21 protein-coding genes are annotated in these 22,917 nt (G+C 62.6%); 15 read left to right on the top strand and 6 right to left on the bottom strand.

Annotated features, from left to right (window positions below; genetic code table 11):
- The first annotated feature begins 113 nt into the window (after window positions 1–113).
- From NO934_RS03970 to NO934_RS03960, 3 genes are all read left to right on the top strand, one after another.
- Window positions 114–602 carry an SRPBCC family protein gene (locus NO934_RS03970; protein WP_309162411.1) on the top strand — a complete coding sequence of 163 codons (489 nt, stop codon included), beginning with the start codon at window positions 114–116 and terminating at the stop codon, window positions 600–602.
- A gap of 393 nt (window positions 603–995) precedes the next feature.
- Complete coding sequence (locus NO934_RS03965) at window positions 996–1,934, top strand: SDR family NAD(P)-dependent oxidoreductase (RefSeq protein ID WP_309162410.1); 939 nt, start codon at window positions 996–998, stop codon at window positions 1,932–1,934.
- 10 nt (window positions 1,935–1,944) lie between these two features.
- Window positions 1,945–2,517 (top strand): TetR/AcrR family transcriptional regulator, encoded by a 573-nt coding sequence (locus tag NO934_RS03960; protein ID WP_309162409.1) that lies wholly within the window; start codon window positions 1,945–1,947, stop codon window positions 2,515–2,517.
- A gap of 453 nt (window positions 2,518–2,970) precedes the next feature.
- Here NO934_RS03960 and NO934_RS03955 read toward each other — a convergent pair whose 3' ends face one another.
- Complete coding sequence (locus NO934_RS03955; RefSeq protein ID WP_309162408.1) at window positions 2,971–4,269, bottom strand: DUF5623 domain-containing protein; 1,299 nt, start codon at window positions 4,267–4,269, stop codon at window positions 2,971–2,973.
- 345 nt (window positions 4,270–4,614) lie between these two features.
- Complete coding sequence (locus NO934_RS03950) at window positions 4,615–5,997, bottom strand: sigma-54 dependent transcriptional regulator (RefSeq protein WP_309162407.1); 1,383 nt, start codon at window positions 5,995–5,997, stop codon at window positions 4,615–4,617.
- Window positions 5,998–6,177: 180 nt separating this feature from the next.
- On the opposite strand from NO934_RS03950, the gene NO934_RS03945 reads away from it, so the two are divergent.
- From NO934_RS03945 to NO934_RS03900, 10 genes are all read left to right on the top strand, one after another.
- Window positions 6,178–7,392 carry an EAL domain-containing protein gene (locus NO934_RS03945; RefSeq protein WP_309162406.1) on the top strand — a complete coding sequence of 405 codons (1,215 nt, stop codon included), beginning with the start codon at window positions 6,178–6,180 and terminating at the stop codon, window positions 7,390–7,392.
- A 12-nt stretch (window positions 7,393–7,404) separates the two neighbouring features.
- Window positions 7,405–8,268, top strand: a complete 864-nt coding sequence (locus tag NO934_RS03940; protein ID WP_309162405.1) for a TIGR01459 family HAD-type hydrolase — start codon at window positions 7,405–7,407, stop codon at window positions 8,266–8,268.
- Window positions 8,269–8,362: 94 nt separating this feature from the next.
- The gene (locus NO934_RS03935; RefSeq protein ID WP_309162404.1) at window positions 8,363–9,052 is read left to right on the top strand and encodes a 50S ribosomal protein L11 methyltransferase; all 690 of its coding nucleotides are present in this window, start codon (window positions 8,363–8,365) and stop codon (window positions 9,050–9,052) included.
- Window positions 9,053–9,069: 17 nt separating this feature from the next.
- The gene (locus tag NO934_RS03930) at window positions 9,070–10,053 is read left to right on the top strand and encodes a bifunctional riboflavin kinase/FAD synthetase (protein WP_309162403.1); all 984 of its coding nucleotides are present in this window, start codon (window positions 9,070–9,072) and stop codon (window positions 10,051–10,053) included.
- A gap of 275 nt (window positions 10,054–10,328) precedes the next feature.
- The gene (locus NO934_RS03925) at window positions 10,329–13,526 is read left to right on the top strand and encodes an isoleucine--tRNA ligase (protein WP_309162402.1); all 3,198 of its coding nucleotides are present in this window, start codon (window positions 10,329–10,331) and stop codon (window positions 13,524–13,526) included.
- Window positions 13,523–14,014, top strand: coding sequence for a signal peptidase II (gene lspA, locus NO934_RS03920; protein WP_309162401.1), 492 nt, complete (start codon window positions 13,523–13,525; stop codon window positions 14,012–14,014). The genes NO934_RS03925 and lspA overlap by 4 nt, the downstream gene beginning before the upstream one ends.
- A 125-nt stretch (window positions 14,015–14,139) precedes the next feature.
- Window positions 14,140–14,712 (top strand): hypothetical protein, encoded by a 573-nt coding sequence (locus NO934_RS03915; RefSeq protein WP_309162399.1) that lies wholly within the window; start codon window positions 14,140–14,142, stop codon window positions 14,710–14,712.
- An 89-nt stretch (window positions 14,713–14,801) separates the two neighbouring features.
- On the top strand, window positions 14,802–16,382 hold the full coding sequence (locus NO934_RS03910) for a pseudouridine synthase (RefSeq protein ID WP_309162398.1): 1,581 nt from the start codon (window positions 14,802–14,804) through the stop codon (window positions 16,380–16,382).
- A gap of 5 nt (window positions 16,383–16,387) precedes the next feature.
- Window positions 16,388–16,945, top strand: coding sequence for a 16S rRNA (guanine(966)-N(2))-methyltransferase RsmD (gene rsmD / locus NO934_RS03905; protein ID WP_309162396.1), 558 nt, complete (start codon window positions 16,388–16,390; stop codon window positions 16,943–16,945).
- 119 nt (window positions 16,946–17,064) lie between these two features.
- Window positions 17,065–17,187: a hypothetical protein gene (locus tag NO934_RS03900; protein WP_309162395.1), complete on the top strand. Its 123-nt coding sequence runs from the start codon at window positions 17,065–17,067 to the stop codon at window positions 17,185–17,187.
- 7 nt (window positions 17,188–17,194) lie between these two features.
- Here the strand turns inward: NO934_RS03900 and NO934_RS03895 are convergent, their stop codons facing one another.
- Together NO934_RS03895 and mutL are read right to left on the bottom strand one after the other, a co-directional pair.
- On the bottom strand, window positions 17,195–17,734 hold the full coding sequence (locus NO934_RS03895; protein WP_309162394.1) for a GNAT family N-acetyltransferase: 540 nt from the start codon (window positions 17,732–17,734) through the stop codon (window positions 17,195–17,197).
- Window positions 17,735–17,750: 16 nt separating this feature from the next.
- Window positions 17,751–19,574: a DNA mismatch repair endonuclease MutL gene (mutL, locus tag NO934_RS03890; protein ID WP_309162393.1), complete on the bottom strand. Its 1,824-nt coding sequence runs from the start codon at window positions 19,572–19,574 to the stop codon at window positions 17,751–17,753.
- Between the two features lie 75 nt (window positions 19,575–19,649).
- On the opposite strand from mutL, the gene NO934_RS03885 reads away from it, so the two are divergent.
- Window positions 19,650–20,099 (top strand): nucleoside deaminase, encoded by a 450-nt coding sequence (locus NO934_RS03885; protein ID WP_309162392.1) that lies wholly within the window; start codon window positions 19,650–19,652, stop codon window positions 20,097–20,099.
- On the opposite strand, the gene NO934_RS03880 is transcribed toward NO934_RS03885, so the two are convergent.
- Entirely contained in the window at window positions 20,071–20,934 is an 864-nt protein-coding gene (locus tag NO934_RS03880) for a patatin-like phospholipase family protein (RefSeq protein ID WP_309162391.1), read from the bottom strand. The two genes, NO934_RS03885 and NO934_RS03880, sit on opposite strands and share 29 nt — an antisense overlap.
- A gap of 219 nt (window positions 20,935–21,153) precedes the next feature.
- Between NO934_RS03880 and NO934_RS03875 the strand changes: the two genes are divergently transcribed.
- Window positions 21,154–21,519: a hypothetical protein gene (locus tag NO934_RS03875; protein ID WP_309162390.1), complete on the top strand. Its 366-nt coding sequence runs from the start codon at window positions 21,154–21,156 to the stop codon at window positions 21,517–21,519.
- Between the two features lie 28 nt (window positions 21,520–21,547).
- Here NO934_RS03875 and purD read toward each other — a convergent pair whose 3' ends face one another.
- Window positions 21,548–22,813: a phosphoribosylamine--glycine ligase gene (gene purD / locus NO934_RS03870; protein ID WP_309162389.1), complete on the bottom strand. Its 1,266-nt coding sequence runs from the start codon at window positions 22,811–22,813 to the stop codon at window positions 21,548–21,550.
- Window positions 22,814–22,917 lie beyond the last annotated feature (104 nt).

Below are 22,917 nucleotides of genomic sequence, written 5' to 3'. Positions count from 1 at the left end.
CGGTATCTGTTTCTTGAGAGCGACGGTACGATAAGCGCTGCGTTCGCAACACTGCAACGCACCTTCCCTAACCTCTGCCAATAACCGCGCGCTGAGGAACCGGAGAAGCCACCATGAAGTACACCGTCTCGATCGAGATCGCGCTGCCACGGGAGAGGGTTATCCAACTCCTCCAGGACCCCGCGCAGCGCCCGAAATGGCTGCGCGGCCTGGTGTCGCACGAGCCGCGAAGCGGTGTGGAGGGGCAACTTGGTACCGTGTCGAAGGTCGTGTTCCAGTCGGGCCGGAAGACCATGGAACTCACCGAAACCATCACGCGCCGCGAGCCGGTCGACCTGCACGGCATCCCGTCAGACCGCGTCGTCCATTATGAGCGCGAGATCGTCGCGGACGGGATGTGGAGCGCCGCACGCGAGCATCTGTCTGAAACGAGCCCCCAGAGCACGCTCTGGGTGAGCGAGAGCGAATACCGGTTCAACGGTTTTATGCGATTGGCTGCTCCCCTGATGCGCCCTTTCTTCATCAAGCAGTCGCGGCAGGTGATGGAGGATTTCAAATCCTTCGCCGAGCACGGAACGGACGTCCGCAAAGCGAAAGCCTGACCGTACATCCAGCAGAGAGGCACTTCGTCCGCGGAACTATTTTGCCGGGGCAGGTCCATGCTGATTGGTGCGAGGCTGGGATGGCGGGTTAACCACCATAGCATCAGAAGGGCGAGAACAAGTTGTACCAAGACCGTGAGCGCCACTCCGCCCGAGCGGCCTACAAGACATTGATCTACAGGCCGCAGGCTCCCGCAAGCCAAGCAGCCGGCGCCGCGACGAAGCCGACGCCGAGCAGCAGTCAGGCGGCTGCCGACCCCGTTTCGGTCGTTCGCATTTGGCTTCCGGAACGACCGCTTCGAGCCCAAAGCAATCGTTGATCCAGGTGTTCCTTGAGTGTTGACATTGTCAACACGCCCCTATACGTTGACAGTGTCAACTTGGAGGGCTCATATGCCGACTGTTCTTATCACCGGAGGTCACAAAGGCCTCGGGCTTGAAGCGACACGCACCATTGCCGCGCGGGGCGGCTACGATATCATCATGGCGGGCCGAAACATCGGTGAAGTCGATGCCGCCGCACATGATTTGCGGAACCGCTACGGGGCCACCATCCGCACCCTCACGCTGGATGTCGCGTCGCTTGCTTCGGTTCGGTCCGGTGCCGACGCCGTCCGAAGTCTTGTTCGCGAGGGATCAGTTGCCCCTTTGCAGGTTCTCCTTCTCAACGCGGGTGCGCAATTCAGAGGGCCGATTGAGTATAGTGTCGACGGACACGAGTTGACATTCGCAACCAACTGCCTGGGGCATTTCCTCCTGCTCAATCTTCTTCAAGACCTGGTGCATGACGGCGGGCGCATCGTGTTTACCGCCAGCGGCACCCATGACCCCGACACAATGGACGGTAAGATGGTAGGCAAGGCCGTAGAGCCTGATGCCTATCGGCTTGCGAATGATGGCAGGATGGGAAAGCCTCTATCAGGAGGAATCCGTTATTCGACATCGAAACTTTGCACCATGCTTCATGCCTATGAGCTGGACCGACGCCTGCGCGCCGCCGGTTCCTCAATCCAGTCAATTGCCTTCGATCCCGGCCTGATCGTAGAGACCGGGCTGATGAGGACCGCTCCGTCATTCGCCCGAGGTTTGATGCGGACATCTGGTATGAAATGGATGCTTCGGCGCATGGGCGTCACTATGGGCAGCATCACCTTCTCGGGCGCATCACTTGCCAAGGTTGCGATTGATCCAGCTTTCGCGGCTGCATCAGGGAAGTATATCCAGTCCAAGAACGGTCAGTTGATCGAAGCGCGATCTTCTGTCATGTCGCAGGACAAAGGACGCGCCCACAAACTTTGGATGGACTGCGAGCAGATCGTTGGTATCGGGTGAAGGAGATAGGTTGAGCACGCGTGACAAGCTGATCACGGAGGCGGCGCGTCTTCTTGATGCCGGTGGAAATGCGGCCGTGACGCTGCGCGCGGTCGCACAGGCCGTTGGCGTGTCGCACAACGCCCCATACCGTCATTTTAAAGATCGCGCCGCTTTGTTGTCGGCAATCGCAGAGCGTGATTTTCATAGCCTCACCGACATGTTTAGATCCTCCCAGCACGCCGATGGTGCCCCGATTGAAAGGCTGACCCGCGCTTTGACGGCTTTCATCTGCTATGGTCGCGACAACCCTGCCCGATATCGCCTGTTGTTCGGTGATCCGGACATCAGATCTGCGGAGGGAACCCTTGAAAATGCGGCGCTCGAAACCTTTTCCGCATTCGAGGATCTTGTCAAAGCCTGCCAGAAATCAAGCCAGTTGCCCGGTGCGTCGGCAAAAGAATTGACAGGTCTAATCTATGCAGCGGTTCATGGTCTTATCGACCTGGAATCAAGTGGTCGCATGGGAGAGCGGAAGGGTCTCTCGGTTGCGGAAGAAGGTGTGGCGCTGCTCTTGAGATTGCTTGGTGCCGCTTCTCGCTGAATGTCGCTGCATGGACTTTGCTGAAGCTGCGCCATGCGAATCGCGGCTTCGTCCGCGAAGCAGTCGTCATGAGCTGACTGCGGTGATGGCAGCCCACCCCTAAGCCGCCCTTCCGCTTCCCACCCCAAAACGGTCGGTCTGAAAACGACCCCAGTTCGGTCGTTCAGGCTGAACTGTAGAGCGCTTGAGACCCGCCGTTCGTTCAGCTCCTGAAGTTCGGCTCAAAACGGAGCCATCTCCAGCCCGTCCGCTGCCGGAGTCTGAGCGTCGAAAGTGGACATTGACATTCAGGGTATCTAGCCCGTCGAGACCTTTCCAAGAACAGCTCGGGCTGGTTCATCCGGAATTGGCAAGGGCGTGTGCCCAACACGCTTCGACCAACTGCGATGTGGAAAAATTCCGGGGCACCGTGGCGCCCCGATTGTCAGCAACTTGCCATCACTGTCTGGGAAATCAAAGTTTCATCTTCTTGGTCAGTTGCACAGCCATATCAACGCGCTTTATCTCGCGTCGAAGTGGCGCGCTGTCGGGATAAGCCGCCTGCAGAATGCTCTTGAGCGTCAACAGCAAGTCGATCACACCCTGTCGGGTAGCAGCTGCCTTTTCGAAAGGGGCGTCGCTGGCGGTTGCGCGGTAATAGACGTCGAAGAACTCGGGGCCTTCAAGCTCCTTGGGACCTATCTCCAAGCTCATCCAGTCTTCGAGATTGGAACGCAAGGTATTCAGTCGGGTGTATACGCCCCATGGCCGCTGACCGGATGACATGACCGCCTTGATGATACTTCCGGCTTCAATATGGCCCGCAACACCCAGCGCACCTTTGGGCCGCCGACGCCTCGTACCCATGCTGAAACTGTAAGGGACTGAGGTAGATGTTGCGGTTGGAAAAATGGTTCCCCGCGGCCGTGCTCTTCGCAGGTCTTGTGGCGTGTGCGCCTTGGGGCTGGTGAAGGTGTCCCAGGAATTTGAGGATTCACCGGACCAGTCGCTTTCCACCAGGGGTTTTGGCATCGCGTCAATCGTGGCCAACAGATGGTCGAGGTTGTAGCCGTTGCTCACGTCGCTCGCGACATAGAGGTCGCAGTTATATGGAAAGTACATGCCGGGCCACGTGCTCTTTTTGACGTCCCATCCATGCTTAGCCGCCCACTCAGCGCGTTCGACCGAATTGGGTGCAATTGAGTAGGGCTCGTCGACCAGGATCATCTGCCCCGTCTTGATTTCAATCCATTCGGTTGGGTGATCGCTGTACGGCAATTTGCCGATGGCCTCCTTGTAGGACTTCCATTTCCGTGGGCGAGGCTGGAGCCCTGTATGCTCCATGAACCGCAGCGAACGTTGTGCTTCGCAAAGCGACTTCCGCGCTTGCTCCTGGCTGTCTAACACCATGTCGCGGATAAAGTGATCGGCAGCAACCATTCGTAGGGCTTCAAACCCACGGACCCGCTTCAACTCGGCTTTTCCGCAGATATCCAAGATTTCTTTGGAGAGTTCGATACGCAGGGTCTCGCGGCCAACGTGGTACTTGCCGCCCCTGTCCCTCCAATATGCAGTGAGCAGAACATAGGGCCGATCCAGAACGCTCCCTCCCGAAGGAAGCGTCCGTTGGGCATGACGAAAATTTTCACAGTTGGCGGCTTTCGCGGCCAGATCCAACGCGGTGAAGTACTTTACTCCCCGCCTTCTGCGAATTTCGGATGCAAGACTTTTTACGCCGCTGAGCGTCGTAGGACGCACGTCATCGATCAACATAGCCAATCTCCTGGCTCGATCTCAGCGTCACTCGCCAACCACTTTGCGAGCCCGGATGGATGTTGTCGGGTTCGAGTAATTACAGCAGTGCTGCCAGCAGCTTCGGAACGGCGAGTGCCATGCTCATGCCCAGAGCCCTGCTAATTTAGCGCGAGTCGAATGCCGCTTCAACCGATGGTGTTGCTTTATTCCTAGACCGAGCGACAGAGATCGAACGGTAGCTTTAAATAAATTCGGGCTCACTTGAATGACTACAGTGTGTGCCTTGGCGTTGGACAGGAGCGGCCAACTGAGTGTCCACTTTCCGAGACCGCCATTGAAAACCCGCCAGTCCGCTCTCCACCCCTAAGCCGCCCCGGCGCGTTCCCAGCCCAGGCGCTTGCGATAGATCGTCGAAGGGCTGATTTCGAGCGCCGCCGCCGCGCGGGCGATGTTGCCGCCGAAGGCGTCGAGCGCCTCTTCGATGATCCTTTGCTCCTGCTGCCACATGGGCAGCACCGAAGGCTGGGCCCCGCTTGCCGCCTGCTCGGCGCAATAGGCATCGCGCGATTCGATATCGGCGGCCAGCGCCATCTGCGCGCTCACCACCCCGCCGTCGAACATCACGACGATCCGGCGCACCAGGTTCTGGAGCTGGCGCACATTGCCCGGCCATTCTCGCGCCACGAACAGGTCGGCGACATCGGGCGCAAAGCCGGCAAAGCTCTTGCCTTCTTCCTTGCCGAACCGGGCAAGAAAGCTCTGGGCCAGCGGCATGATGTCCCCCGGCCGCTGCCGCAGCGGCGGCAGGTGGATGGGCAGCACGTGCAGGCGGTAGAAAAGGTCCTCGCGGAATTTCTTTTCGCTCACCAATTGCATGGGGTTGCGGTTGGTGGCGCAGATCACCCGCACATCGACGGGCCGGGACACCGATTCCCCCACCCGCGTGATCGTCCCGGTCTGCAGAAACCGCAAAAGCTTGGCCTGCAGCGCCAGGTCCATCTCGCCGATCTCGTCGAGAAACAGCGTGCCGCCATCGGCCATTTCAATGGCGCCCTTGCGGTCCTCATGGGCACCGGTATAGGCGCCCTTGACCGCGCCGAACACTTCGGCCTCCATCAATTCGCGCGGGATCGCCCCGGCATTGATGGCGATGAACGGCTTTTTGGCGCGCGGGCCGCGCTTGTGCAGCGCCTCGGCCGAAACTTCCTTGCCCGTGCCGCTTTCGCCGGTGATGAACACCGGCGCCGCCGAAGGGGCAACGCGCAAAATCTGGTCGTAGATCGCCCGCATCTGCGGCGTCGTCCCCACGAACCCTTCGAAGTCGGCGTGCCGCTCCTCGGCTGCCTCGCAAACGATCGCCCGCGCCTTGCCGTGCCGCTGGCCCAATTCACCCAGCCGTGCCGCCAGCACCGGTCCGGAAATCGGCAGCGCCAGATAGTCGTGCGCGCCGGCCCGCATCGCCGCGACAGCCATCGACACCGATCCGCCATCGGAAAGCGCGATGATCAACGCGCCGCCCGAGGCGCCCGCCAGCATTCCGAATGCGGCTTCCTCGTCGCAGCCCAGCCCTTCCAGGCTCCCGGTTTCGGCCAGGATCACGTCGAACCGCCCGGTCTTGAGGCTGCGTAGTGCCTGTTGCCCGCTCGTGCAGTGAACGAGCGCCACCGCATTGCCCCAATGGGCAAATATCGCCGCCATCGTCACGCGCGCCCGCTCTGCCGAACGCTCGATGAGCAACAGCTTCATATCTGCGTCCGATGGGTTTCCATCACGCATCCGGCCATCTCTCCTTACGGTAGGGGCTCAAGGCCACTATCAATCCGTTAGGGTAAACAAAGGGTTGGCGGTTGTGCTTTTTCACCTTCCCGCCAAATGCTAGAGCTTTATGAGAAAAGCCGAGTTGATTCCCTTGGGGGCTGGAGCCGCGTGCAGGGCTTGGTCTTTATCTTCATTGGCCTGTGTGGTGCCGCTCTGGGCGCCGCGGCCTATTTCGCGCTCGGCTTCACCCCCATCGAAGCCGGGCTTTTGGCGCTCGTCGTCATCCTCGGCGGCGTGTTGATTGAGGAACGTGCCGCCCGCCGCCGCGCCTTCGCCCGCCTCGAAGCCGGCGTCGAGGAAATGGGCCGCCTGCTCGCCACCGATGCCAAGGCCGGCCAGGTGCTCTCCCAGCGCGTCAACGCCATCGTCGATCTCGATCTCGGCCCGCGCCTCGATGTCGTGGAGGCCGATATGAGCGTGCTGGGCACCGTGGTGCGCCAGGTTGCCGAGGCCGTCTCCGAACTCGAAACCGCCCAGGCTTCGCTCGCGCCCGCCTCTAGCGACCGCGCCGCAAATCCCGAGCCCAGGCCCCGCCGCCCCATCGTCCCGCTCGACGATGTCCGCCGCGCCCTCGATGATGGCCGCATCGTCCACCACGTTCAGCCGGTCCTCACGCTCCCCCAGCGCAAGCTGCATGCGCTCGATCTCGTGCCGCGCCTCGAACTCGACGGCGAGCTGATCGACCCGCCCCAGTTCCTGCCCATCCCCACGGGGGAGGGCACCGTCATCCTGCGCCGCATCGATCTGCTGAGCGCCGAGGAGGCCGTCCGCATCGTCCGCCGCGCCCGGCTGGGGGGCGATCCGGTGCGTCTGCTGGTCGATCTCTCCCCCGCGACCCTGGACGACAAGCCCGCTCTCGAGCGCCTTCTGGCGCTGCTCGCCGCCAACCGCGCCGTCAATTCCGATATCGCCTTCGCGCTCGATTACCAGGATTGGACCGCTCTCTCGCGCCCGCAAGCCGATGGCCTTGCCAGCCTGGTCCAGCAGGGCGTCACCCTCGCTCTGCGCAATGCCACCACCCTGCGCCTCGATTTCGCCGGCCTTGCCGAAAAGGGCGTGCGCCACATCTCGACCTCCGGCGGCGGCTTTATCGCCAACACCTCCGCCTTGACCGATTTCCATTCCTCCGACATCAACGATTACATCAAGCGTTTTGGCATCAACCTCGTCCTCACCGGCCTCGAGGCGGAAAGCGAAGTCCTCGCGCTGCTCGATGACGGCATCCGCCTCGCCCAGGGCCGGGTATTGGGTGATATCGCGCCGCTGCGCCCCGACCTGCGCGACGATGGCGACGACTCCCTGCGCCGCGCCGTCTCGCGCTAAGGAGTTTTCTTTATGCCCGCTCTCACCGGCCCCACACCCGGCCTTTCCAGCCTCGCCCCGCGCTATCCCGGCATCCTTTCCGATGTCTGGGGCGTGGTTCACAACGGCATCACGCCGCACTGGAGCGCGGTGGAGGCGCTGGTTACCTATCGCGAGCAGGGTGGCCGCGTCGTGCTCATCACCAACGCCCCGCGCCCCGGCAGTTCCATCATCGCCCAGCTCGACGCCATGGATATCCCGCGCGAGGCCTATGATGCGCTCATCTCCTCGGGCGATGCCACGCGCGTGCTGCTCGAAAACTGGCGCGGCCGCACCGTCGCCCGCGTCGGCCCCGCCGTCGATGACATCCTGTTCGAAGGGCTCGATTTGACCTTTGGTTCCGATGAGCAAGCCACTGCCGTCGCGGTCACCGACCTCGATACCGATGACGACACCCCCGCCGACTACGCCGAGCGCATGCGCATCTGGAAATCGCGCGACCTGCCGCTGATCTGCGCCAATCCCGACAAGGTGGTCGAGGAGGGCGAGCGGATCGTCTATTGCGGCGGCGCCCTGGCCGATGCCTATGAGGATATCGGTGGCCGCGTGATGATGGCCGGCAAGCCCTACAATCCCATCTACGAGCAGGCCAAGGCCATGCTCGACGAGGCCGCCGGCCGCCGGTTCGACAAGCGCGACATCCTCGCCATCGGCGATTCGGTCCGCACCGACTCCGTCGGCGCCGCCCAGTTCGGCATCGACCTCTTGTTCATCACCGGCTCCATCCACGCCGCCGAACTCGACGCCTTCAACAACCCGCCCGCCAAGCGCGTGGCCGACCTCGTCTCGGTCTCCCGCGCCAACATGGTCGGCTTCATGCCCCGTTTGGCGTGGTAAGGTTTCGGTGAACGACACCCTTCTCACTCTCCCTTGAAGGAGAGGTCGGCTTGCAGCCGGGTGAGGGGGCCTTAGCCGCAAGCCCGAGCACCCCATGCCCGACCCCACAGCCTTCATCACCGCCAATCTCCCTGCAACCCCCGTTCCGGGCCTCCCCCATATCCGCCTCCACACCGCCACTCCCACCAGCGGCGTCTGGCGCCTCGCCGCCGATGGGGTACCGCCCTATTGGGCATGGCCCTGGCCCGGCGGCCTCGCGCTCGCCCATCACCTTGCCGCCCATCCCGAGCTCGTCGCCGGCAAGTCCGTCCTCGATCTGGGCACCGGCTCGGGCCTGCTCGCCATCGCCGCCGCGCTTGCCGGAGCGTCTTCGATCACTGCCGCCGACCCCGATTTCAACGCCATTGCCAACCTCAAACTCAATGCCACGCTCAACACCGTCACCATAGCCGCTTTACAGGCCGATATTCTCGATGGTTCACCCCCCGATACCGAGGTAATCCTCGTAGGTGACCTCTTCTACGATCCCGCCCTCGCCCTCCGCGTCACGGCCTTTCTGGACTGCTGCCTTGCCGCCGGCGCGGAGGTCTATGTGGGCGATATCGGCCGCGATCTCCTGCCGCGCAACAGACTGATTCCACTCGGATTTTACCCGCTCCTCGATTTCGGCGAGCCGCCCACCGCCACCCCGCGCCCCGCATGCGCCTACCGCTTTCAAACCCTCGGCACGCAAGCCGCTCTTGCAATCGAGCCGACAAAAAGGCAGGTTCCGCCTCTCCCGTAGACCTCTCCATCCAAGTTATGACCGCTGGCACCAATTTTCATCGTCTCAACGGCCTTGCCGACGTTCCCTCCGCGCTTCGCGGCGGCGTCATCGCCATCGGCAATTTCGATGGCTGCCATCGCGGGCACCAGCAGGTCTTTGCCGCCGCGCGTGAGATGGCGGAGCAAAAGGGCGTTCCGGCCCTGGTCCTCACATTCGAGCCGCATCCGCGCGATGTCTTTGCGCCCCAGCCATTGCTCTTTCGCCTCACCTATGCCGACGCCAAGGCGCGGCTTGTCGAGGCGCTGGGCTTCGATGCTGTCGCGTTCCTTAAGTTTTCCCGCGATCTGGCTTCGGTCGAAGCGGCCGATTTCGTTTCGCGGTTCCTCATCGAAGCGCTTGGGGTTTCCGGCGTTGTGGTCGGCGCCGATTTCCATTTCGGCAAGGGCAGGGCGGGCACTCCTGAATTCCTTCTCGGCCAGGGCGAAGAAAAGGGCTTCTCGGTCGAAATCTGCGACATGCTCGATGAAGGAGAAGAGCCCGTCTCCTCCTCCCGCGTCCGCGATGCGCTCGCCGCCGGCGATGTCGCCGCCGCCAACGCGCTTCTGGGGTATCACTATTTCTTTTCCGGCACCGTGATCGAGGGCGACAAGCGCGGCCGCGAATTGGGTTATCCCACCGCCAACATAGCCGTTCCCGAAACCTTCGGGCTGGCCCAAGGCGTCTATGCGGTCAAGGTCCGGCTGGATGACGAAGTGTTCGACGGTGTCGCCGCCTACGGCAAGCCCATGTTCGACAACACCAAGCCGCCTTTCGAAACCTTCATCTTCGATTTCGATCGCGACATCTACGGCAAGACCCTCGAAGTGGCGCTCATCTCTCATGTGCGCGGCCAGATGACCTTTGCCGATCTCGACGCGCTGATCGCCGAAATGGGCCGCGACACCAAAGCCGCCCGAATTACCACCGCCCAGGCGGCCCCGCTCTCCGAGCTCGACGCCGCCCTGGGCTTTGTTTCTTAGCCAATAGACAGCACGGCGTTCCTGCCGAAACATTGCCACGGTTACCCTTCTCCCCTTGCGGGAGACTTCGACCCGTCCTGTGGCCAATCGTGCCCGTGGCACGATTGGAGGGGAGAAGGCCGCGAAGCGGTCGGATGAGGGGTGCCATCGGCAAAGCCGATGAGCGGAAGCCCGCTTCCCGCTCCGCTCCGGTCCAAACCCATTGGCAATCCTTCGCCGCCGCTGTTAAAAGCGGCACCAACATTCAGACCGACTGAAAATTTGTGCGAGTTCTAATGACCGACACGCAACCGGGCGCGACAACCGAGCGCGACTATTCCGACACCCTGTTCCTGCCGCAGACCGATTTCCCCATGCGGGCCGGCCTGCCCCAGCGCGAGCCCGAATGGCTCAAGCGCTGGGAGGATATGGACCTCTATAAGCTCCTGCGCGAGCAGAGCCGGGACCGCGAGAAATTCACCCTTCATGACGGTCCCCCATACGCCAATGGCAACATCCATATCGGCCACGCGCTCAACAAGACGCTGAAAGACCTCGTCTCGCGCTCCATGCAGATGCTGGGCTACAACTCGGCCTATGTGCCGGGCTGGGATTGCCACGGCCTGCCCATCGAGTGGAAAGTCGAAGAACAGTACCGCGCCAAGGGCAAGAACAAGGACGAGGTGCCGATCAACGAATTCCGCGCCGAGTGCCGCACCTTCGCCGAACATTGGATCGACATCCAGCGCGAGGAATTCAAGCGTCTTGGTGTCATGGGCGATTGGGCCAACCCGTATCTCACCATGAGCTACGACGCCGAAGCCACCATCGCTTCGGAACTGATGAAAGTCGCCATGAGCGGCCAGCTCTATCGCGGATCGAAGCCCGTGATGTGGTCGGTGGTGGAACGGACGGCACTGGCCGAAGCCGAGATCGAATATCAGGACTACGAGTCCGATGCGATCTGGGTGAAATTCCCGGTGGCGAAGGTGGTCGGCTTGACCAGACTTGCCGGCGTCGACGACAGCAATCGTTCCGCGGTAGAGGCAGAGATGATCACCGGGTCCGAACGTCGGACTCTGCTACAGTCTGCCTATGTCGTCATCTGGACCACCACTCCATGGACCATCCCAGGCAACCGCGCCGTCTCCTATTCCTCGCGCATCGACTACGGCCTCTACGAGGTGGAGACCGCCGAGAATGATTTCGGTCCCCAGCCAGGCGAAAAGCTGATCTTTGCCGACAAGCTCGCTGAGGAAAGCGCAAAAAAAGCCAAGCTAACCTTCAAGCGACTTTCCGATGTCAGCGCCAACGAACTGATCGGCATGACCCTCCACCACCCGTTGCGCGGGCTCGCCGGCGGCTACGAGTTCCTCGTGCCGCTCCTCGATGGCGAACACGTCACCGATGACGCGGGTACCGGCTTCGTCCACACTGCCCCTTCCCACGGCGCCGACGACTTTGATGTCTGGCAGGAAAACGCCCGCGATCTGCAGTCGCGCGGCATCGATCCCACCATCCCCTTCACCGTCGATGACGCCGGCTTTTACACCAGCGCCGCCCCCGGCTTCGGCCCCGATGCCGAAGGCGGGCCCGCGCGCGTCATCGACGACAAGGGCGAAAAGGGCGATGCCAATGACCGCGTCATCAAGGCCCTGATCGCCGCCAATAACCTCTTCGCCCGGGGGCGGTTGAAGCACCAGTACCCCCATTCCTGGCGCTCGAAAAAGCCCATCATTTTCCGCAACACGCCCCAGTGGTTCGTCTATATGGACAAGGACCTCGAGGGTAAAACGCTCACCGCAGGGACTCCTTCTCCCCTCGGGGGAGAAGGTGCCCGAAGGGCGGATGAGGGGGGAGCCACAGGCTCCGCCTCCGCGACCAACCTTACCTCTCCCTTCGGGGGAGAGGTCGGCGCGAACGCGCCGGGTGAGGGGGGCTTGGCCACGGGCACAGATACCCTGCGCACCCGCGCCCTTGCCGCCATCGACGCCACCAGATTCGTCCCTCCGCAAGGCCAGAATCGGCTCCGCTCGATGATCGCCGATCGCCCCGATTGGGTGCTCTCGCGCCAGCGGGCCTGGGGCGTTCCCATCACCGTGTTCGTCCACAAGGACAGTGGCGAAATCCTTAAGAACGAGAAGGTCAATCACCGCATCGTCGAAGCCTTCATGGATGAAGGCGCCGACGCCTGGTTCGCCGAGGGTGCCAAGGCCCGCTTCCTGGGCAATGACGTTTCCGATCACGAGAACTGGACCCAGGTCACCGACATCCTCGACGTGTGGTTCGATTCCGGCTCCACTCACGCCTTTGTGCTGCGCAACAAGCAGAAATGGCCGGACCTGAAATTCCCCGCGTCCATGTATCTCGAAGGCTCGGACCAGCATCGCGGCTGGTTCCATTCCTCCCTGCTCGAAAGCTGCGCCACCAACGGTTTCGCGCCCTATGAATCGGTTCTCACCCATGGCTTCACCATGGACAAGAACGGCTTCAAGATGAGCAAGTCCCTGGGCAACACCATCGCGCCCCAGGACATCATCAAGAAGTTCGGCGCCGATATCCTGCGCCTTTGGGCAGCGACCATCGACTATGCCGAGGATCACCGCATCGGCGATGAAATCCTCGCCAACACCGTCGAGATGTATCGCAAGATGCGCAACTCCTTCCGCTGGCTGTTGGGCAATCTCGCCCATTTCAAGCCCGAGGAAGCCATCGCCTTCGCCGACATGCCCGAACTCGAGCAGCTTATCCTGCACCGCCTCGCGGTGCTGGACGAGGAAGTCCGCGCCGGCTACCGCGCCTATGACTACAAGCGCGTGGTGACCACGATCGCCAATTTCATGAACCTCGAGCTTTCGGCCTTTTATTTCGATATCCGCAAGGACGCGCTCTATTGCGACCCGATCTCCTCGATCAAGCGCAAGGCCGCGTTGACGGTTCTCGATCAGCTATATTCCTGTTTGACCGCCTGGCTCGCTCCGGTGCTGGTCTTCACGATGGAAGAAGTCTGGCTCGAGCGGAACCCGGGCGACACCTCGAGTGTCCACGCACGGGTTTTCCCCCAGGTGCCGGCCGAGTGGCGCAACGATGCGCTGGCCGACAAATGGGCCAAGATCAGAACCGTCCGCCGCGCCGTGACTGCGGCGCTCGAAATCGAGCGCAAGAACAAGGTGATCGGTTCCTCGCTCGAGGCGGCCCCAGTGGTCACGATCGGCGATCCCGAGCTTGCCAAAGCCCTCGAAGGGCAGGATTTGGCCGAGATCTGCATAACCAGTGCACTAAACTGGCACCTAGACCCGTCGATCATCGGCACAAAGGCTGATCTCGACCCCTCTGTGCCGGTTCATGTGAGCTTTGAAAGGGCCGAGGGCTCCCGCTGCGCCCGCTCCTGGAAAATCACCCCGGAGGTGGGTTCGGACCCTGAATATCCCGACCTCACCCCCCGCGACGCCCAAGCCATGCGCGAACGCGCCGCAGCGGGGTTAAGTGCATGAACTGGCTGACGAAACCATCGGTCATCTGGAGCCTTGTCCCAGCGCTGGCGGTCCTTGTTCTGGACCGCCTGCACAAATATCTTCAGGTCGATCTCGCCGGCTGGACCGGCGGCGAGATCGTCCCGCTGACTCCGTTCTTCAATTACACCCTGGTCTGGAACACCGGCATTTCCTACGGTCTGCTCGGTGGCCTGACGCCTGAAATGTTGTTGCTTGTCATGGCCTTAGCCATGGTCGCGCTGGCTTGGTGGTGGGTCAAGGAAGACTCTCTTTTGACCCGCATCGGCATCGCCCTCGCCATCGGTGGGGCCCTCTCGAATGCAATCGACCGGATCGTCTGGGGCGCGGTGGCCGATTTTTTCCATTTCTTTTTAGGCACTTGGTCGTTTTACGTCTTCAACATCGCCGATGTCGCCATCAGCGTCGGGGTCGTGATGATGATCGTCGACGTCCTGCGCCCAAAACGTGCTATCGAGGCGAAATCGTAAATCGGCCAAATTCTGGCCTTAGGTCCGCCGATAGGCTATAACCCGCCGGAACAGACAAGATAATCAGGGCTTTTGAGGCGCCGATGCGTATGGTTGTAAACAGTGATGGCAGGGGTAAAGCTCTGTTGCGCCTGACATTTCTCGCCGCGATTGCTACTACGGCGCTCGCCGCATGCACCACTGTCGAAGGCACCAATGCGATGGTCGATCCTTTGACGTTCGAGCGGGAGGTGATGCGCACCACCCTTCAGGGCGTCGGCGTCGTTCCCACCGAGGAAAAGCCAATGATTTCGGGCGAACGCAGCCCGCTGGTCATCCCCGGATCGGGTGCAACCCCGCCCCCGCCAAGCCAATCGGCCGCAGTTATCCCTGAGGACTCCACTTCGGTTACTCTCGATACGTCGGGATTGACCACTGCCGATCTCGACGCCCTGCGCGGTGGACGTGTCGTTTCCTCGGGCGCAACGTCCGGACGGCCTCTGACCGAGGCCGAGGCGCGCCAGCTCGCCGCCCGCATGGCGTCCTATCGCAATGCGCAAGGGGCAGGTGAGCGCAGCATCTACCTGCCGCCCGAGAGTTACTTCCAGACGGTCGGTGGCCAACAAACGATCTGCCAGGCGCCCAACGGCGCGCTTGTCGCTCCGACCGACCCGAGCTGTCCGCCCGATGTGCGCGCTGCGCTCGCGGCTCAGCAGTAAGCCTCTCTGAGGTTTACGCTTTTGGTTTTCCGGCGAGGCCCAGGGGCCTCGCTTTGTTTTGGTATCTAAAAGAAGAAAGACCGCTCCAGATGAGCGATAAACCTCAACCCCCCGCTGGCGAACGCCTCGCCAAGGTCATCGCGCGCGCCGGTGTGTGCTCGCGCCGCGATGCCGAGAGCTGGATCACCGCGGGCCGCATCTCGGTCAACGGCAGTCCGGTCAAGACCCCGGCCTTCAACGTCATCGAAGGCGACACGATCGCCGTCGACGGCAAGCCCATTGCCCGTCGTCAGCCCACCCAGCTCTGGCTCTACCACAAGCCCGCCGGCCTGATGGTCACGGAAAAAGACCCCGAGGGTCGACCCACCGTGTTTGCTGAATTCGACAAGCTCGGATTGCCGCGCGTTTTGACCGTCGGCCGCCTCGATTTCAACACCGAAGGCCTTTTGCTGCTCACCAATGACGGCGGCTTGAAGCGAACGCTCGAACTCCCCGCCACCGGCTGGGTACGGCGCTACCGCGTCCGCGCCTTCGGCTCGGTCACACAGGAACAGCTCGACGGCCTGGCCAAAGGCATCACCGTGGAAGGGGTCGATTACGGCCCGATCGAAGCGGTCCTGGACAGCTCGACCGGCTCCAATGTCTGGCTCACAGTGTCGCTGCGCGAGGGCAAGAACCGCGAGGTCCGCAATGTTCTCGGCGCGCTCGGGCTTGAGGTCAACCGCCTGATCCGCCTGTCCTATGGCCCGTTCCAGCTCGGCGATCTGCCTTCCGGGAGCGTCGAAAAGGTCAAGACCCGTGTGCTCAAGGATCAGCTCGGCAAACGCCTCACCGAGAGCTCGGGCGCCGATTTTGTTTCCGAATCCGACGAAGACCCCACCCAGCCGCGCCGCCGTTCGCCGCAAAAGCCCGAAAGCCGCGCCACCGAGCGCGACCGCTTCGGCGGCCTGCGCAAGCGCCCCGAATCGCGTGGCAAACCGATGAGGGAAACCGAGGCACGTACCGTCCATTTCGACGACGGCCGCCCTTCACAAATCGTGCAGATGCCCGCCGAACGCCGGGGCAAGGGCGAGGATAAGCCCTTCGACCGCCGTGGCCGCGATGGCGACAAGCCGCGCCGCTTTAAAGACGACAAGGCTTTCAACGACCGGCCACGTAAGAATTTTTCCAAGCCGGTTCGTGATCGCGAGGAAGATGGCGAGCGCCCATTCAATAAGGGCCCGCGGCCCGACCGCGGCGGTGAAACCCGTCCCGCGCGCGGCCCTCGCCGCGAAGGCGGAGATTGGGGTGATCGGCCCAAGCGCAAGGATACCGATCGCCCGCTGGCGCGGCGCACCGCGCCGGGCAAGAGCGACAAGGCTTTCGGTGATCGTCCGCCGCGCCGTGATGGAGACCGTCCTTTCTCCAAAGGGCCACGCCGTGAAGGCGAGGAAGGCCGGCCTTCACGCGGTCCGCGCCGTGATGGGGATCGTCCGTTCTCCAAGGGTCCTCGTCGTGAGGGCGGAGACCAGGCGCGCCCGGCCCGGGGACCTCGTCGCGATGACGATAGGCCGTTTTCAAAAGGCCCCCGCCGCGAAGGTGGCGAGCGCAAGGGGTCGCCACGCGGCGGCAAGCCGTCCGGCCCGCGTCCTGATCGGCCGCGGCGCCCCCGCCGGAGCGGGGACGAATAGCCACGATGCGTATCGTTGCCGGCAAATTCCGCGGCAAGCAGCTCGACACCCCGAAGTCGGACGACATCCGCCCGACTTCCGATCGCGTGCGCGAAGCCGTGTTCTCGATCATTGGTAGCCGCATCGGTCCCAATCTCGATGGCCTCTATGTGCTCGACCTCTTCGCGGGCACCGGCGCCATGGGGCTTGAGGCGATCTCGCGCGGCGCCGCGCACTGCGTATTCGTCGACACCGGGATCGAGGCGCGCGGCCTGATCCGCGGGCATATCGAGAGCTTCGGCCTGGGCGGTCAGACCAAGCTCCTCAAGCGCGATGCCGCCGATCTCGGCCCCATCGAACGCCTGCGTCCCGCCGATCTGGTCTTCTGCGATCCTCCTTATGGCAAGAACCTGGGAGAAAAGGCAATCGCCAGCGCCCTGGCCGGCGGCTGGGTCGCGACAGAGGCCTTAATCCTCATCGAGGAGGACAAGGACGTGGTAATCGAGGCACCGGTCGGTACGCAGATCGTGGATCGCCGCGACTATGGCGGCACCGCCATCACTTTTCTCGAACGTACGGGCTGACATCCCCAAATTCGAGTGTCGCAGCCACGCCACACTTGCGCCGCACTTTGGCAAGCGGTAGGAACCACACGCGCGCCAAGGCTGTTGCGTCTTCACGTTACGCAAGCCGGAGCAGAACCATGGCAATCGTCATTCTTGGCGTCGTCGGCGCAGTGGTCGTCCTGGCCGCCGCTGTCACCGGCCTCCTGATTTCGACCGAGGCGGAAGTCGAGCGAGCGACAGATACTCATCCGCACGCCTGAATAAGCCTCAGAGGGTCAGCCGCATGATGTGGCGACGCGTACCCGCCCGGCCGATCTCGGCAAAGCCTCTCTTCTCGAATAGCTCCACAAATCCCATGAAGCGATAGCTTGGAGACTCCGGATCGACGGGGTAGCTTTCAATGATCCGGGCACCCTTCTCTTTGGCGTAAGCGATCGCTGCATCCAGCATCTGGCCCGATAGACCCGTGCCGCGATGGGCTCTGCGCACGAAAAAGCAGGTCACCGACCAAACGCCCTCTTCGCCGTCGTTCTGCTGCTTGGACAGCGAAACATGGGTCGAACGGGGCGCCACCGAGCACCAGGCGACCGGTTCCTTCTCAAGATATCCAACGATCCCGATGGGGAGGCGCCGATCGACGAAGGATTTGAGCGTTCGCTTGCGATCCGCGTTGGTGGCCTCTGTCCGGTCTTCGATCGGCCGCCAGGCCATGCACCAGCAATAGCTCGGTGCGCCCCTGCCCTCGAACAGGGCTTCGAAATCACTCCAGCTTGCCCGGGTGACGGGCTTGACCGCCAATCGCGACATTCGAAGATTCCTTCGTCTACCGCCGACCGAACAGGCGCTCCAGATCGCCTTTCTTGAGCTCGATATAGGTCGGCCGGCCATGGATGCATTGGCCTGAATGGGGCGTTGCCTCCATTTCGCGCAGCAATGCGTTCATCTCGTCGGGCCGCAGCCGGCGGCCCGAGCGCACCGAGCCATGACAGGCCATGCGGGCGATGATGGCGTCCATGCGTTCTTCGAGGACCGCCACATTGTCCCACTCCGCCAAGCCATCGGCAAGGTCGCGCACGAGGCCATCGATATCGGTTTGGCCGAGGAGGGCAGGGGTCTCGCTGACGGCAATGGCTCCCGGACCAAACCGTTCGAGATAAAGTCCGAGCTTTTCGAGGATGGGTGCGGCGTCTTCGAGCCGTCCGCAATCTTCCTCAGGCAGGTCGATGACCACCGGAATGAGCTGACGCTGGCTGGCGACCGGGCCGGAGCGCAGTTGATTGCGGAACTTTTCATAGACCAGCCGCTCATGGGCCGCGTGCTGATCAATAAGCACCAGCGCATCGCCATTCTGGGCGACGATATAGTTCTCGAACACCTGCGTTCTGGCGACGCCAAGCGGAAAATCCTGCTGTTCTGCCGGTTGCGTCTCGATCGGCTCGAACCGGGCGCTCGGCGCATCGAACTGGCGGATCTCGGCGGCCAGGCTGGACGAAAACGAGGGCTGCGCCGCAAAGGAGGGCTGCATCGGCCGATAGGTAGGCGCCGCCCCCGCCGGCTCTGCAAAGCTGTTGACCGGCTCGGGAGCGGTCGTTTCGTGCACAGGCGCCCGAAAGCTCGCCAATGCGGCATCGGCCACGCTGGAGGAGGCCCGGAAACCGGCGGCCGCCAGTGCCTCTCCGATGGCGCGGATCACCGCCCCGCGCACCGCGCCCTGGTCACGAAACCTCAGTTCGGCCTTGGTGGGATGGACGTTGACGTCCACCTCGCTCGGATCGATGGCGACGAACAGGGCGATCACCGGAAACCGGTCGCGATGCAGGAAATCGGCATAGGCCGCACGCACCGCGCCCAGCAGCACCTTGTCGCGCACCGAACGGCCGTTGACGAAATAGAATTGGTTGAGCGTATTGGCGCGCGAAAAAGTGGGCAGGCCCGCCAGCCCGCCGACCACGATGCCGCCGCGCGAAAAGCCGATCTGCTGCGCATTCTCGGGAAAATCGGCGCCTATGATCTGGGCAAGCCGGGCATGGACTGCGTTCTCACCCGTCTGTGCCGGCCAGTTGATCGGCTGCCGATCGGTGCCCGAGAGCACGAAATGAACGCCGCGATGCGCCATGGCGAGACGTTTGATCACATCGGTGATGGCCCCGGCCTCGGCCCGGTCGGATTTCAGAAATTTCAGCCGCGCCGGGATGTCGGCAAAAAGGTTCTTGACCTCGACGACGGTGCCCTGGTTGATCGGATGCGGTACCGGTCCAACCTTTACACCGCGTTTGACGCTGATCTTGAGGCCGGTTTCCGCCTGGGCTGTGCGCGAGGCGATCGAGAGATCGGAAACCGACCCGATCGAAGCCAGCGCTTCGCCACGGAACCCCAGTGTGCGGATATCGTCGAGCCCGTCGTCAGCGAGCTTCGAGGTTGCGTGCCGTTCTACTGAAAGGATCAGATCGTCTGCATCCATGCCATGCCCATCATCCTCGATGCGGATCAGACTCTTGCCGCCTGCGGCCGTGGTGACGGCGATGCGCCTGGCGCCGGCGTCCAGAGCGTTTTCGACAAGTTCCTTGACGACGCTGGCCGGCCGTTCGACGACTTCGCCGGCGGCGATCTTGTTGACGAGGTCGTCTGGAAGCTGGCGGATTGCCATGGGCACTGATTCTCCTTTCCGCCTATCCTAACGATGCGGACAGCCCCCGCCAAAGCTGATATGAGCCCCGACGTGATGACGACACCCGAAAATCCCATGGAGATTGCTTTCGCGCTCGCCCAGGAAGCGGCGGACCATGGAGAGGTGCCCGTGGGCGCGGTGATCGTGCGCGACGGCAAGGTGCTCGCCACCGGGCGCAACACGATGCGCGAAACGGGCGATCCGACGGCCCATGCCGAATTCAACGCCATCCGCGCGGCCCTTGCTGCCGATGGCACGGGGCGGCTATCCGACTGCGACCTCTATGTGACGCTCGAGCCCTGCACCATGTGCGCCGGCGCTATCGCTCACGTCAAACTGAGGCGGCTCTATTATGCTGCCGAGGACCCCAAGGGCGGAGCGGTCGACAATGGCGTGCGCTTTTTCGCCCAGCCCACCTGCCACCACGCACCCGAGGTCATCGGCGGTGTTTCGGCGTCCCGCGCCGGTGAGATGCTCAGGAAATTTTTTGCTGATCGGCGATGAAGCTCTCGATCCGCGCTTCCAGCTCGCGCTTGAAGCGGTCCTTTTCCGCATCGCCGGCTTTGACGATCTCGCGCACTCGCCAGTATTCATGCGCGCCCATATTGACGTGGTGCGGCCTGAAATAAAGGTCGGGCGGATAGGCGGCCAGCATGTGGGCGATAAGCTGATGCATCATGATCTGAGCCGAACCGAACCCCACATCGAGTAGGGTAGGCACATAGCCTTCTGGCCATGGCCGTGGATCGCCATTGACGTCGACGGCGATGAGGATATCGCTGCCTGCTGCCGCATGGTCGAGCGGCAGCGGATTAACCACCCCACCGTCGACCAGAAGCGTGTCGTGATAGTGAACGGGCCGGAACAGGCTCGGCACGGCAAGCGATCCGGCGACCGCCGGGGCGAGGGGGCCTTCGTGAAACGCCACCTGATGCCAGGATCGGAAATCGGTGGCGATGCAGGTGAAGGGAATTTTGAGCTGGGCGAAATCCTCCGCCATACCCGGTGGGGTGAACAAATCCACCACATGCACCGGATCGAGCTGGATCGAGATGCCCTCGCGGAAAATCTTGGCCATGGAGCGGACTTGGGTGGAGAGCAGCCGGCCGAACAACCCGTTCATCGTGCCCAGCATCTCATAGGCGAGCTCACGGATATCGGAGCCCTTGAGCCCCGCCGCCCAGCCCGAACCGATCAGTGCGCCAATCGAAGTGCCTGCGATCCGGTGCGGGACGAGCCCCATTTCGTCCATTGCTTCGATGAACGGAATATGGGCCAGTCCGCGTGCCGCGCCGCCGCCCAAGGCAATGCCGATCTTTGGATCGGTGATCGTCCCCACAGCTATCGACCTCCTGTTGGATCGCCAAGCTAGCCTAGCGTCGGCGGGTTGAGAAGGTGCTGCCGCTCCTTGTTGCCGGTGATGCTTAATCTGCTTGGCAACAATTGTAAAAAGGCGATAATTGGCGAGTGGATGCCGACGCTACACTTGCAAAGGGAATTTACGGCAAGTGATCGGCTCCCACTTTTTTTCGGCGAAACGGTTTTGGTGGGGAAAACCATGCCTAAAGTTTCCGACTTCTATTTCAAGGCCGCAATACTGTTTTTGATTGTCGGCATCGGGATGGGCATTCTAATGTCCATTTCGGGCAACCACAGCGCCATGGGCGCCCATGCCCATCTCAACCTCGTGGGCTGGGCGACGAGCGCGCTGTTCGGCGCCTATTTCGCGCTGGCACCGGCCAAGGCCGCACGGCCATTGGCGATGATCCAGTTCGGAACGCATATGGTGGGCGTGGTGATCATGGTCACCGCACTTTACTTCCTGCTCCAGGGTGCGACCGGCCTGGAGATGGTCGTGGCGCTGGGCTCGATTATCGTCGCCGTCAGCGTGCTGATGTTCGCCTATATGGTGTTCAGCCGCTAAGGCGTTGGGGAGGACGCTTGCGCCCTCCCTATTTCTCCAGAGCGCGCCAGCCGATGTCGCGGCGGCAGAACCCTTCCGGCCATTCGATGGCATCCACGGCCGCATAAGCCCGCTCGCGGGCCTGCGCCACGGTTTCACCAATCGCGGCGACGTTGAGCACGCGCCCGCCATTGGCCAGCAGCTTGTGGCCCTCCCGCCGGGTGCCGGCGTGGAATATGCGAACGGCTTCGCTGTCAAGCTCATCGATATTGCCGATCTCCGTGTTCTTCTCGTAGTCGCCGGGATAACCCTGGGCCGCCAGCACCACTGTCATGGCGACATCGCGCTTCCAGCGCGGCGTCACCGTGTCGAGCCGCCCGAGCGCGGTCGCTTCGAGAATGTCGAGGAGATCGCTTTCGAGCAGCATCATCAGCACCTGGCATTCGGGATCGCCGAAGCGGGTGTTGAACTCGATGAGCTTGGGGCCGTCAGCCGTTATCATCAGGCCGGTGAACAGCACGCCGGAAAAGGGCGTTCCGCGCGCTGCCATCCCCTTGATCGCCGGAGCGACGATTTCGCGGTAGGCGCGTTCGATCAGGGCGTCGGTCATCACAGGGGCGGGAGCATAGGCGCCCATGCCGCCGGTATTCGGCCCTTCGTCGCCGTCATAGGCACGCTTGTGATCCTGCGCCGGCGGCAAAAGCACCGTATGCTCGCCGTCGCAGATGGCAAAAAGGCTCGCCTCTTCGCCCTCGAGAAATTCTTCGATCACCACCTCTGCGCCCGCCGCCCCGAACGCACCGCCAAAGCAGTCATTGAGGGCCGCCTCGGCTTCCTCGGGCGTCGTGGCGACCGTCACGCCCTTGCCGGCCGCCAGGCCGTCGGCCTTGATGACGATCGGAGCACCGGTCACCCGTGCGTGTTCGAGCGCCGGTTCAAGGGCACCGAAGCGGGCATAGGACGCCGTGGGGATGCCCATCTCGTCGCAGAGTTCCTTGGTGAAGGCCTTGGAGCCTTCAAGCTGTGCCGCCAGCTTTGATGGTCCGAACACCGCAATGCCGGCTGCCCGCAGATCGTCGGCGATGCCGGCGACCAGTGGAACTTCCGGGCCCACGACGACCAGACCGATGCGCTCGGCAATGCAGAACTCGACGACCTTTGCGTGATCGGCGATATCGAGCGCGACATTTTCAGCGATCGTTTGGGTGCCGCCGTTTCCCGGCGCGACGAAAAGCTTTTCGAGTCGCGGGGACTGGGTCATCTTCCAGGCCAGCGCGTGCTCGCGTCCTCCCGATCCGATCAGCAAAACCCGCATTGACGCACTTCCCTTCGATATCCGGCAATTGAGGCCGCCCCATATCACGCGCGCCCCATGCCCGCTACCCTTGACGAAGCCCTGAGTCTCGGCCACCAACGGGT

The sequence above is a fragment of the Pelagibacterium sp. H642 genome, assembly GCF_031202855.1.
In the GTDB taxonomy this organism is placed as follows: Bacteria; Pseudomonadota; Alphaproteobacteria; order Rhizobiales; family Devosiaceae; genus Pelagibacterium.
The sequence above is the reverse complement of the archived record's forward strand: the minus strand, read 5'-3'. Positions and strand labels throughout refer to the sequence as shown.